The 12,894-nt window shown below is 61.4% G+C and carries 10 protein-coding genes; 3 read left to right on the top strand and 7 right to left on the bottom strand.

The features are described 5' to 3' along the window. Positions 1–18 precede the first annotated feature (18 nt). From pxpB to AC1RNA_RS11995, 3 genes are read left to right on the top strand one after another with little or no spacing between them, the layout of a single operon-like run. Positions 19–756 (top strand): 5-oxoprolinase subunit PxpB, encoded by a 738-nt coding sequence (pxpB, locus tag AC1RNA_RS12005; RefSeq protein WP_492951263.1) that lies wholly within the window; start codon positions 19–21, stop codon positions 754–756. Continuing rightward, on the top strand, positions 753–1,685 hold the full coding sequence (locus AC1RNA_RS12000; protein WP_492951262.1) for a 5-oxoprolinase subunit C family protein: 933 nt from the start codon (positions 753–755) through the stop codon (positions 1,683–1,685). The genes pxpB and AC1RNA_RS12000 overlap by 4 nt, the downstream gene beginning before the upstream one ends. A gap of 2 nt (positions 1,686–1,687) precedes the next feature. Further along, on the top strand, positions 1,688–2,440 hold the full coding sequence (locus AC1RNA_RS11995) for a LamB/YcsF family protein (RefSeq protein ID WP_492951261.1): 753 nt from the start codon (positions 1,688–1,690) through the stop codon (positions 2,438–2,440). Here the strand turns inward: AC1RNA_RS11995 and AC1RNA_RS11990 are convergent. From AC1RNA_RS11990 to AC1RNA_RS11960, 7 genes are read right to left on the bottom strand one after another with little or no spacing between them, the layout of a single operon-like run. Beyond that, positions 2,424–5,141: a molybdopterin-dependent oxidoreductase gene (locus tag AC1RNA_RS11990; RefSeq protein ID WP_492951260.1), complete on the bottom strand. Its 2,718-nt coding sequence runs from the start codon at positions 5,139–5,141 to the stop codon at positions 2,424–2,426. The genes AC1RNA_RS11995 and AC1RNA_RS11990 overlap by 17 nt on opposite strands. Positions 5,142–5,154: 13 nt before the next feature. Beyond that, positions 5,155–6,768 carry a sulfite reductase subunit alpha gene (locus AC1RNA_RS11985; protein WP_492951259.1) on the bottom strand — a complete coding sequence of 538 codons (1,614 nt, stop codon included), beginning with the start codon at positions 6,766–6,768 and terminating at the stop codon, positions 5,155–5,157. Next, positions 6,768–8,522 carry a NirA family protein gene (locus tag AC1RNA_RS11980; protein ID WP_009339505.1) on the bottom strand — a complete coding sequence of 585 codons (1,755 nt, stop codon included), beginning with the start codon at positions 8,520–8,522 and terminating at the stop codon, positions 6,768–6,770. Before AC1RNA_RS11980 ends, AC1RNA_RS11985 begins: the two co-directional genes overlap by 1 nt. A 3-nt stretch (positions 8,523–8,525) precedes the next feature. Then, positions 8,526–9,740, bottom strand: a complete 1,215-nt coding sequence (locus AC1RNA_RS11975; RefSeq protein ID WP_492951258.1) for an NAD(P)/FAD-dependent oxidoreductase — start codon at positions 9,738–9,740, stop codon at positions 8,526–8,528. Between the two features lie 11 nt (positions 9,741–9,751). Further along, positions 9,752–10,546: an ABC transporter ATP-binding protein gene (locus AC1RNA_RS11970; RefSeq protein WP_492951257.1), complete on the bottom strand. Its 795-nt coding sequence runs from the start codon at positions 10,544–10,546 to the stop codon at positions 9,752–9,754. Between the two features lie 10 nt (positions 10,547–10,556). Further along, a complete protein-coding gene (gene ntrB, locus AC1RNA_RS11965) occupies positions 10,557–11,456 on the bottom strand; it encodes a nitrate ABC transporter permease (RefSeq protein ID WP_492951256.1) in 900 nt (299 codons plus the stop codon). A 58-nt stretch (positions 11,457–11,514) separates the two neighbouring features. Next, on the bottom strand, positions 11,515–12,831 hold the full coding sequence (locus AC1RNA_RS11960) for a CmpA/NrtA family ABC transporter substrate-binding protein (RefSeq protein WP_492951255.1): 1,317 nt from the start codon (positions 12,829–12,831) through the stop codon (positions 11,515–11,517). Positions 12,832–12,894: the final 63 nt, after the last annotated feature.

Raw genomic sequence — 12,894 nt, 5'->3', positions numbered from 1 at the left:
TCCCGGCATCGTTTGTCCATGAACAGCCAGCCGTCCAAGCCATCAAAACCGCGTGTTCTCGCCTGTGGCGACACCGCACTCGCCGTGGAGTTCGGCACCAACATGGAGGCCGACAGCAACCGCCGGGTTTTTGCACTGGATCGCGCGCTGAAAAATATGCCGGTCGAGGGCATTACCGAAACGGTGCCGACCTATCGCTCGCTCCTCATTCATTACGACCCACTCAGGCTGGGCTTTTCCGAATTGAGCGACCGCCTTTTGGCTCTTCTCGACCGGCCGGACACGACGGAACGCCCATCCCGGCACTGGCGTGTGCCGGTGGCCTATGGCGGTGCATACGGCCTGGATCTTGATGCGGTGGCGAAAGCGCATGGCATGTCGCCTGACGAACTGATCCGGCGCCACAGCGCCCCGCGGTACGAGGTGGCGATGATCGGCTTCACACCGGGTTTCTCCTATCTCCGCGGTCTTGATTCCGCGATTGCCACGCCGCGCCGGCCACAGCCGCGTATGTCCACCCCTGCGGGCACGATCTCGATCGGCGGCGTTCAGGCGGCGTTGCAATGCCTTGCCGGGCCAAGCGGCTGGCATCTTCTCGGCCGCACGCCGGTGCGCACCTTCGATCCGCGCCGCGATCCGGTCTTCCTGATCGAGCCCGGCGACACCGTGACCTTCACGCAAATCGGTCCGGTCGAGTTCGAACGTCTTGAGCGTCTCGCGGAACGTGGCGAGGCGGTCGCGGAGTTGACGACGTGAGCGTGCTCGAAGTCATCGCTGCGGGGCCACTGACGTCCGTGCAGGATATCGGCCGCTTCGGCGCGCAGCGTTATGGCCTGACGCCGAGCGGCGCGATGGACCGTCTGTCGCTGACCGCAGCCAATGCGCTGGTGGGACATCCACTCTCCGCGCCAGCCATCGAGATCGGGCCAATAAAGGCTGTCTTTGTCGCCCGGGGTGGCCCGCTGTGCGCGGCGCTCACCGGCGCGTTGCGGTTTGCACGGATCGGTGACAAGCCCTGCCCGCTCTATCGCACATTCATGCTTCGCGACGGTGAGACGCTAACCCTCGATGCGGCGCGCAAGGGCATGTTCAGCTATCTTGCCATCGCAGGTGAGTTGAAAGGCGAAGCAATGTTCGGCAGCTTTTCGGTCAATGCCCGCGCCGGACTTGGGGGCCCCTATCCCCGGCCACTTCAAAGCGGCGACCGGCTGACATACGGAAACGTGGCATCGTTGCCAGACCGCACCATGCCTCCTCCCGTCTTCGGCGAAGGCGCGATCCGCGTTGTGCCGGGACCTCAATATGATGAATTCGGAAAATCCACCGAGCTGTTCTTCAATTCACCATGGCAGATTTCGCCCGCCAGCGACCGCATGGGCTATCGCCTCGAAGGGCCATCTCTCACCCATGCCGGAAATTTCAATATCGTCTCGGATGGCACCGTGGATGGCAGCATTCAGGTTGCGGGCGGCCAGCCGATTGTGCTGATGAAGGATCGCGGCACAACCGGCGGATACCCCAAGATCGCAACCATCATATCCGCCGATCTCGGCCGCTTTGCGCAAACCCGCCCACGGCATACACTCCGCTTTACGGAAATCGACGTGGCTGCCGCGCAGCAAGAGGCGCGCGCTTTCCACGCGTTGCTGCAATCCCTGCCCGGCAGGATACGGAATAACGCATAACCATGCAGGTCGACATCAACTCCGACATCGGCGAAAGCATCGGAAACGACGAGGCGATGCTGGCTGTCGCCACCAGCGTCAACATCGCCTGCGGGTTTCATGCGGGCGATCCAGATACCATGCGAAAGATCGCATTAGAGGCTCTGAAGCGCGGCGTCGGCATCGGCGCGCACCCCAGCTATCGCGATCTTGCAGGATTCGGGCGTCAGCCCATGCCCGGGCTCAGCGCCAGCGAGATCGAGAACCTTGTCGCCTACCAGACCGGGGCACTATGCGCGGTTGCTTCCCTCGCGGGCCACAAGGTCACGCATGTGAAGGCGCATGGCGCACTCTCGAACGCCGCCTGCGCCGACGCCATGATCGCTAACGCCATCGTAGCGGCCGTCAAGGCCGTCGATCCCGGCCTCGCCTTCATGGTGCTGCCGCATACCGAACTGGCTCGCGCGGCGGATCGCGCAGGCTTACGGCCGATCCACGAAATCTACGCCGACCGCGCCTATCAGGACGACGCGCAGCTTCTTCCCCGCAGCCAGAACGGTGCGGTGCTGCACGATGCCGGTGAGATCGCGCAGCGCGTTCTGCGGATGGTGCGGGGGCAATCCATCATTGCAGCCTCGGGAAAAACGATCGCGACGCCCGTCGATAGCGTCTGCGTTCATGGCGATACACCCGGCGCTGTTGACATCGCAAAAGCCGTTCGCTCCACGCTGGAGCAAGGCGGCGTGACAATCTCACCCTTCAGTTCTCGGCCATAACCATCTCACGGTGAGCGGCCTGTTCCGTATCAGGCATCGTTTCCGCAACCAAGCGGCGTAATTCCGGAATGCACGAGCCGCAATTGGTGCCTGCCTTGAGCTGCGCACCAAGGTCGAGATGCGAGCGCGCCGCGCCGGACTTCAACGCATCGCAGATCGTGTTGCGGCCAACACCGAAACAGGCACAGATAATGGGCCCGGTGTTCGCAGTTGCATCCGCTGCCTTTCCGGACAGCAGCAGCCTGCGCTGGTCGGCCGAAAGCGTTTCTTCCGCAAACAGGTCCTTTGTTGCATCCCACTCGGTCAGGCGACCTGCTGGTTCGACAAACAGACAGCTCATTAGCCTGTCGCCATCGAATGACGCCGCCCGATAAACACGCCCGACTGCATCGACATAATCCGCAACGTCCTGTCCTATGGAACGGTCATCAAACCAGGCCCGCCACGGCACGCCGTGCTTTGCGGCGAACAGATATTCATAGCCTCCAGTCACCGCGACCCGCGTCCACCATGCGCCCGCAGGGAACGACAGCCTTTCACGTGACAGGACAAAGCCCTGTTGCGGATAATCGCAGGGAAACAGATTGGCAGGCGTGGCCTTGTTTTCCGGCTGGCCCGAATAGGGATCGGCATGAGGTGCGACCAGCGCGCCCACTCGCGCAGAAGACGACGTCTCATCGCTCCAATGAATCGGCGCGAACAACATGCCCGGCTGCTGGCGATCCGTCACGGTCACCTTGAGCACGCATTGGCCGTGGTCTGTTTCCACTCTGGCAAATCCGCCGTCCGTGACACCCGCCATCTGTGCATCGCGTGGATGAATTTCAACAAACGGAAACCGCAGATGCTGTCCAAGGCGCGGGCTGAGGCCTGTCCGCGTCATGGTATGCCACTGGTCACGAATACGGCCGGTGTTCAGCAACATCGGGCGTGCTGCGGATTTCTCGCCGCGCAGCACCGGAATTTCGGTCACGACGAAACGCGCGCGCTTGTCGTTGGTGTAAAATCCGCCATCAGCAAAGAAGCGCTCCGACATGCTCGCATCCGCGCGCGCCGGCCACAGCGCTGGCGTAATTTGATCGAAGTCGCTTTCGGTGATCTCGGAAAACGCTCCAAGGTCGAAATCGCGAGTACCTTTATTCTCGAATGCAGAGAGGCGGCAGTGCTCGCGGAAAATCTCCGCCGAGGATTGATACGAGAATGCCCGCTCATAGCCGAGCCGCTTGGCGATTTCGCTGACGATCCACCAGTCCGGCTTGGCATCGCCTGCGGGAGCCATGAATGAACGCTGGCGCGATACCCGGCGCTCCGAATTAGTCACCGTGCCGGATCGCTCGCCCCATGCCTGCGCCGGCAGCAGCACATGCGCGCCCGAATTGACGCTATCGTTCGAGCGCACGTTATCCGAAATCACGAGCAGATCGAGCTTCTGCATCGCAAGCCGCACGGCATCGGCGTTCGGCAGCGACACCGCCGGGTTCGTACCCATCACCCATAGCGCCTTGATCTCACCGCGCCCGATGGCCTCGAACATCTGAACGGCCTTGAGCCCCTCATGGGTCGCAATGCGCGGCGCCTGCCAGAACCGCCTCACCCGGTCGATGTCCGGCGGCGTAAAGTTCATGTGCGCAGCCAACTGGTTTGCGAGCCCGCCCACCTCACGGCCACCCATCGCATTTGGCTGGCCCGTCAGCGAGAACGGGCCCATGCCGGGCTTGCCGATCCGTCCCATCGCAAGATGGCAGTTGATGATAGCGTTGACCTTATCGGTGCCTTGCGCCGACTGGTTGACGCCCTGGGAATACAACGTCACCACCTTTTCCGTCGAAGCGAACAGCCGAAAGAACTTCTCGACATCGGCTTCGCTCAGTCCAGTCGCAAGCGCGGTCGCCGCGATATTGGCGGCAATCCTGCGGGCCTGCGCCAACGCCTCCGCGAATCCCGAGGTATGATCTTCGATAAAACCATTATCGAGCGCGCTTTGTGCCGCAAGATAGACCAGCAGACCGCTGAACAGCGCAGTGTCCGTCCCCGGCTTCAACCCCAGAAAAAGATCGGCGTCGCTGGTGGTATCCGTTCGGCGCGGATCGATGACGACAATCTTCGCACCCCGTTTCTGCTTGTTCGCCAGCATGCGCTGATACAGGATTGGATGACACCACGCCGCGTTCGAGCCGACCAGAACGAGAAGGTCGGCCTCGTCGAGATCGCGATAATTCCCCGGTACGGTGTCCGAACCGAAGGCGCGCTTGTGGCCTGCGACGGCAGACGACATGCACAGCCGCGAATTGGTATCGACATTGGCGCTACCAATGAATCCCTTCATCAGCTTGTTGGCGACGTAATAATCCTCCGTCAGCAATTGCCCCGAGAGATAGAATGCAACCGAGTGGCGCCCATGCTTGGCGATGATGTGATGGAGCCGCTGCGCCACATGATCGAGCGCATCGTCCCATGCGACAGCCTCCATCTGGTTGTTCGAGCAGCGCACCATCGGATGCAGCAGCCGCTCGTGAATGCCTAGCGTCTCCCCAAGGGCCGAACCCTTGGAGCAGAGGCGGCCATAATTGGCGGGATGATCCGGGTCTCCCTTGATGATTGCTCCGCCCTTGCCGTCGGGCGTCGCCAGCACACCGCAACCGACACCGCAATAAGGACATGTGGTCCTTACGGTCGCCGGAGAAATTTCCATCGCACTCATCAACGGCCTTCGCTCAATAGACGTCCTGCTGGTAGCGACCCTTCTTCTTCAGGTCGGCTACGAATGCGACAGCTTCATCGGTCGAGCGCGCGCCGAACTGAGCCGCGATATCCACCAGCGCGCGTTCGACATCCTTGGCCATCCGCTTGGCATCGCCGCAGACATAGACGTGTGCGCCTTCCGCCAGCCACGACCACAGCTCGCGGCCGACCTCGCGCATGCGGTCCTGCACGTAGAATTTCTCCTCGCGATCCCGCGACCACGCCAGCGACAGCCGTGTGAGATGGCCGGATGACTTCATTGCGTTGAATTCGTCGGTATAGAAGAAGTCGCACTCGCTGCGCTGATGGCCGAAGAAAAGCCAGTTGCGACCCGGCGCGCCGGTCGCCTGCCGGTCGTGCAGGAAGGCACGGAATGGCGCCACGCCGGTGCCGGGACCGATCATGATAACCGGCGTGTTCGGGTCCTGCGGCAGCCCGAAACCATGCGCCTTCTGAACATAGACTTTTAGCGTATCGCCCGGATTGATCCGCTCGGCGAGGAATGTGGATGCAACACCTATACGCTTGCGCTTGCCGATTGTGTAACGGACGGTATCGACCGTCAGCGACAAGCGGCCCGGCGTCGCGTTGTGCGACGACGAGATGGAGTATAATCGCGGCTGCAACGGCTCCAGCGCCTCGATGAAGGCTTCCGGGTGCGGCCGGACGCCCGCGAACTTCTGCAGCGCCGCCATCACGTCGAGATGTGCGGCGTCACCATCCGGGTCATCGCCTGAAGCAAGCGCCCGCGCCTTTTCGCGGGCCGCGCCGCCGGTGATGAAGGAAATCAACTCGAACAACGAATCCGGCGCAGGCGACAGCGACACATCTTCGTGCAGCACGTCGCGCAGCTTCTTGCCATTGATCATCGTCTCGTGCGAAACGCCAAGCAGCGCGATGATCTGATCGACCATGCCAAGATCGTTGCTGGCGAACACGCCGAAGGAATCGCCGACGACATAATCGAGGCCAGGCCCCGATAGATCGAACTCGATGTGCCAGGTTTCCTTTTCCGATCCCGGCTTGTTTAAAAGGCGCCGCGACAGGAAGACCGCCTCAACTGGATTGTCGCGCGAGCGGCCCGACTCGCCGACGGTTTTGGCAACAGGCTCCGCCAGATTCGCCTCGGGCGCCGGCGATGGCGAGGATGACGGCGCGCTCTCCAATTCCTCATACAGCGTCTTCAGCATCCGGGCGGTTTCCTTGCCACCCGGTACGCACAGGTTCAGGCGCGCCTCCTTCTTGCCGGCAATTGCCTCGGAATAATCGTGGCAATTGTAACCGCACTGGCCGCAATCCTGCTGCGCCATCGCCGCCATCATCCGGCGGCGCAGTGGGCGGCCCTCAGCAAGCTTCATGCGCTCGGCAATCGGAAGCGTCTGGTCGTGCCACGGAGCCTCACCGTCATCGTTGTCCCCCGCACCCTTCATGACCGCCGCGCCCTGCTCGGGCGACAATGGCGTGACCGCATTATCGAGCGATACCAGCCCAGCGAAGAAGCCGTTCAGCCACGACCGCTGTTCATGCGAGAACGGTGCCGTTTCCGGAATGATCTCGAGCTGGCTCGGCGGTGTTCTCTGGTTCATCAGGCCGGCTCCATTTCAGTCATGCGCTTGAGAGCGTCGATCTCGGTCCGCTTGGCAAAATCGAGGAAGGTCTCGTCTTCCGATGCCCGGTTGGTGACGTAGGCTTTCAGCACGCGCTCCACGGTGCGCGGTGCATCCTCGGCTTTGACGTTCTGAAACAGTTCGCGCGCGATTGTGGCATCAGTTCCAAATCCGCCGCCGACCAGAAGGTGATAGCCATCGACCGTATCGCCATCGTCGTTGACCGGAACGCGCGCGCCGATCAAACCGATGTCGCCGATATAGTGCTGGGCACAGGAATGATGGCATCCAGTGAGGTGGATGTTCACCGGCGCATTGAGCGGCACGCGCTCGTCGCACCAAGCTGCGATCTCCTCGGCATTCTCCTTGGTATGCGCGGCGGCGAAACGACACCCCGTCGCGCCTGTGCAGGCGATCAACCCGGCGCGCAACGCGGAAGCCGTCACCGCAAGGCCGAGCGCCTGGATCGCGGCAGTCACGGTGGCTACATCGGTATCGGCAATGCCGGAGATCAGCAGATTCTGCCAGACGGTAAGGCGAATGTCGCCATCGCCATAATCCGCAGCGATCCTCGCAAGCCCGCGCATCTGGTCAGGCGACAGCCGGCCAAGCTTCAATGCGACACCGATCCAGTTCAGTCCAGACTGCTTCTGCGCATGAACCCCGATATGCGCGAGCCGATCATAGGCCGGGCGCGGCGCGATGGCATCCGCAGGCACGCGCACCAGCTTGCGGTTAAGCTTCTCCTCGACCGCTGCGAGAAACTTGTCGAACCCCCAGGCATCGAGCACGTACTTCAATCGCGCCTTGTTGCGGTTGGTTCGGTCGCCATTCTCGATGAAAACCCGCAGGATCGCGTCGGCAACACCAATGGCCTCCTGCGGCTGCAGGATCACGCCAGTATCGCGGGCAAAATCCTTGTGGCCGGTAATGCCGCCAAGGCCCAGCCGAAAGTAGATGCCGGGATCGACGCTAAAACCTTCGCGCACTTCGACAGCCTGAAATGCAATATCGTTGGTTTCTTCCAGCGTGGCAATGCGCCCTGCGCCGTCGAACGCGACGTTGAACTTGCGCGGCAGACCATACAGCGAGCGGTCGTTAAGAATGTGGAAGTGCCAGGCCTTCGCGTAAGGGCGGGTATCGAGCAATTCCTGCGAATCGATGCCGGCGGTCGAGGTCCCGGTGACGTTGCGAATATTGTCCGCACCGGAGCCGCGCGAGCACAGCCCCAGATCCTGCAATCCTTCGATGACGTTGATTGCGTTCTTCGGCTCGATCTCGCGAAGCTGGAGATTGGCACGCGTGGTCACGTGGGCATACGGACCACCGAAATTCTCCGCGAGATCGGCCACGCCGGCAAATTGCCAATGCTTGAGGATACCGTTCGGAATCCGCAGGCGACACATGTAGGACGACTGCGTGGGTGCGACATAGAAGATGCCGTAATAACGCCAGCGGAAATTATCTGGCGGCTTCGGCGCTTCGTTCAACTCGGCCTGCTTCACAAGACGCGGATAGGCATCGAACGGATGCTCTTCCCGCTTAAACTTCTCCTGATCGTTGAGCTTGCCGCCTGCCGCGACGACACGATCCTGCGCCTTGATGTGAATGGCATCGGGGCCGACCGGCTCGCTCTTTGCGGGCGCGTTGCTGCGCGCAACCCGCGATGCGCTGAGCCCCGAAACGAAGCCTTCGAGATAGCGCTTCTGGTCTGGAGAGAAATCGCTGGACATGACTTAAGCTGCCTTTAGTTGAGCAAGCGCGCGACCGAACATCATGTCGCCGCGAATTGTTTCGATGGGAGCCATTGTCCGGATAAGATCGAGATACCAAAGCGCGTCCTGGGTATCGCCCACGAGCACCGCGCCGGTAAGACGCCCCTCCGCGACAACCAGCTTCTTGTAGGTGCCGCGCCGCTCATCGTTGAACACCAGCGTTTCGCCGCCTTCGGCTGCGAGAAAATCACCGGCGGAAAAGACGCTCACGCCCGAAACTTTCAGATTAGTGGCAACAACACTGCCGACGTAATCCGTCGGATTACCGGCCAAATGAGCGGCCAGCACCTTTGCCTGCTCATAGGCTGGCTCCACGAGCCCGTAGCAGGTGCCGCGATGCTCCGCGCATTCACCGAGCGCGTAGACATTCTCGACGCCGGTGCAAATCCGATCGTCCACGACGATGCCGCGATTGACCGGCACGCCCGCCTCTTTCGCAAGCGCCACGTTGGGCCGGATGCCCGCCGCGAACACGACAGCGTCCGCCACGATGCTGCGGCCATTCGCCAGATCGACGCCTTCGACGTGATCGGTCCCGATGATCCGGCTTGTGTCGGCATCCAGCACAATCTCGATGCCCTTGCTCTCGACCAGCCGCTTCAGGAGCACTGCCGCCGGGGCATCAAGCTGCCGCTCCATCAGCTGATCCATGAGGTGCAAGAGCGTCACCTTCGATCCGGCCTTCGCCAATCCGTAGGCCGCTTCAAGGCCGAGCAAGCCGCCGCCGACCACGACGACACGCCGCTTGGCACCAGCAAGCGCGAGTAACTGATCTACGTCGCGGGTGTCGCGAAACGTATGCACGCCAGGGAGGTCCGCCCCCGGCACCGCGAGACGCAGTGGCGTCGAGCCTGTCGCAAATACCAGCTTCGAGAACGGAACGTCGGTGCCGTTGGCGAGATGCACCTTGCGCACGGCCAGATCGACCGAACTCGCAGCGCAGCCGTAGGTAACGGTAACGCCGCGATCCCGCCACCACACGGCTGACCTTAGCTCAATCTCCTGCGATGTAGCCTCACCTGCAAGCACCGAGGACAGCAGCACGCGGTTATAGGCCAAGCGCGGCTCGTCGCCGATCACGGCAATCGCGTAACGCCCCAATGCCCGCTTCGCCAATTCCTCGACGAGCCGAGCGGCGGCCATACCGTTTCCGACAATGACGAGAGGCTCGCTCATGCTCCGCTCCCTTATGCCGCCTCGACGAAGCGATGACGCTCGTACAGGAATTCAAGCACGCGCTGCCGGCACTTGAGGTAGACCGGGTTGGCCGCCAGCTCGAGCCGCTTGCGCGGATGTGGCAACGGCACGTCCAGAACCTCACCGATGCGCGCGCTCGGACCGTTCGTCATCATCACGATGCGATCGGAAAGCAATACGGCCTCATCGACATCGTGGGTGATCATCATCACCGTGTTGTCGAGCTTCTGGTGCAGGGCCATCACGGTATCCTGCAGATGAGCACGCGTCAGTGCGTCCAGCGCGCCGAACGGCTCATCCAGAAGCAGAACCTTCGGCTCCATCGCCAGCGCACGGGCAATGCCGACGCGCTGCTTCATGCCACCCGATATTTCAGACGGGCGTTTGTCCTTGGCATGGGCCATCTGCACAAGGTTGAGATTGTGCATCACCCATTCGTCGCGTTCGACACGGGTCTTGGTCTTGCCGAACACCTTGTCCACACCAAGCCGCACGTTATTGTAGACCGTGAGCCAAGGCAGCAGGCTGTGGTTCTGGAACACAACGGCGCGATCCGGTCCTGGCGCATTCACCTCGCGCCCCTCCAGTAGCACGCCGCCCTGCGTCGCGCCGGTCAGTCCCGCCACGATGTTGAGCAGCGTGGACTTGCCGCAACCGGAATGGCCGATGATGGAGACGTACTCGCCGCGCGCGACCGTCAGGTTGATGTCCTTCAGCACCTCCGTCGCAGCGCTGCCGCGCGTGAAGACCTTGTCCATATGATCGAGCTTCAGATAATCCTGCATGGCGATCTCCTTAGGCAACCGACGTGCCGCGCGTGAAAAACGCACCGATCGTCGCGATCATGCGATCGAGAATGAAGCCGACGATTCCGACGTAGACCAGCGCGAGAATGATTTCGCTGATGTGCGAGGAATTCCACGCATCCCAAATAAAGAAGCCGATGCCGACACCGCCGATCAGCATTTCGGCGGCGATAATTGCAAGCCACGACAAGCCGATGCCGATCCGCAGGCCCGTAAAGATATAGGGCGCGGCCGACGGGATCATAATCTTCCAGAAAAACTCGAATGGGTTGAGCCGGACCACCGCCGCCATGTTGCGATAGTCCTGCGGAATGTTGCGGATGCCGACAGCGGTGTTGATGATGATTGGCCAGATCGAGGTGATGAAGATCACGAAGATCGCCGAGGGTTGGCCGTCGCGAAACGCGGCAAGCGACAACGGCAGCCACGCCAGCGGTGGAATAGTCCGCAGCACCTGGAAGATCGGATCGAGGCCACGCATCGCCCAGATCGACTGTCCCACCAGTGTCCCGAGCGCGATGCCTGCAATCGCCGCGAGCGAATAACCCAGCGCAACGCGCTGCAAGCTTGCCGACAGATGCCAGAACAAACCCTTGTCGATGCCGCCATTGTCGAAGAACGGATCGAAGATGAGATCCTTGGTATCCCTGAACACCTTCAGCGGCGGCGGCAGCGTCGCGCCCGCCTTGCTGCACAGCAATTCCCAGACCACGAGAAACAGCGCGAGGACGATGAGAGGCGGCACAATCCGCGCAGCCGCAGATTGCGCAAGCTTCCATGCTTTATCGCTTCTTGGCCGACGCTTGATCTCCATCTTGAATACGGGCGCTGACTCAGAAGGTCCGGAGACCTTTACCGCAACTTCAGATTTAACCGCGGGCATATTCATTACGTGTCGTCTCCCGGAATATTAGATGAACCGCCTACGCACGGGCGGCTCGCGGTCATCACGCATCCACGCGCTTAATGCTTAGCGACTTGAGATACACGGCCGGATTTTCGGGATCGAAAACTTTGCCGTCGAAGAACGTCTCCCTGCCACGCGAGGTCGACGCCGGAATGTCAGCAGCCGCCACGCCAAGGGTTTTCGCTGCGTCCCGCCAGAGATCTTCTCGGTTCACCTTCGCGATCAGCGCCTTGGTGTCCGTGCTCGCCGGCATTTTTCCCCAGCGGATATTCTCAGTCAGAAACCAGAGATCGTGGCTCTGAAAAGGATAAGAGGCGTGATCGCGCCAGAACTTCATCAACAACGGACTGTTCCTCTCCACGCGGCCGGTGCCGTAATCGAAATTGCCCTTGATCCGCTCATCGATGTCGCCGACAGGTACATTCATCCACTGACGCTTGGCGCTAATCGCAGCCAGTTCGTCCTTGTTGGAATCCTTGTCGCACCACTGCAGGGCTTCCATCACCGCCATCAGCAGTGCCTTGGCGGCGCGCGGATTCTTCTCGACCCACGCCGCGCGCATGCCGAGAACCTTTTCCGGATGATCCTTCCAGATCTCGCCCGTCGTCAGTGCCGAGTATCCAGCCTTCTGGTGGATCAACTGCTCGTTCCATGGTTCGCCGACACACAAGCAATCCATGGTGCCGACCTTCATGTTCGCCACCATTTGCGGCGGCGGCACCACGATGGTCTCGACATCCTTGTCGGGATCGATGCCGCCCGCTGCCATCCAGTAACGAATCCACAGATCATGCGTGCCGCCGGGGAACGTCATCGCCGCCTTGATCGACTTGCCGGCAGCCCTCTTCTTCTCGAACGCCGCCGCCAGCGGCTTCGCATCGAGCCCGACTTTCAAATCGGCATATTCATTGGCGACTGAAATACCCTGACAGTTCAGATCGAGCCGCGCGAGAATGTGCATCGGCGTCGGCACGTTATTCTGTGTCACCGTTCCGGCCGATATCTGGTAGGGCATCGGCGTCAGGATGTGCGCACCGTCGATGCCGTTGCCTTCGGAGCCGAGCACGAGATTGTCGCGGGTGGTGCCCCATGAGGCCTGCTTCTCAACCGTGACGTCCGGCATTCCATGCTTGGCGAAGAAACCTTTTTCCTTGGCGACGAACAGCGGTGCAGCATCCGTCAGCGCGATGAAGCCGAGTCTGGCCTTGGTTGTCTCCGGACCGGCCGTTTGGGCGAACGCACCGCCTGGAAAATTCAGGCGGGCCGCCGCCATGAGCGCAACCGCCCCTGCTCCTGCTTTCAGGACCGCGCGGCGGCTTGTGGATTTTCCGATGACGTTAGTGCTGGATTTGCTCATGTCGCTGCCTTCTGAAATCGCTCTTCGTCAGGCATCGGTACGCTGGATGGGAGGCCCGGCCGT

This window comes from Afipia sp. GW821-FHT14H12 (genome assembly GCF_058803465.1).
This window is presented reverse-complemented; position numbering and strand designations above follow the sequence as displayed.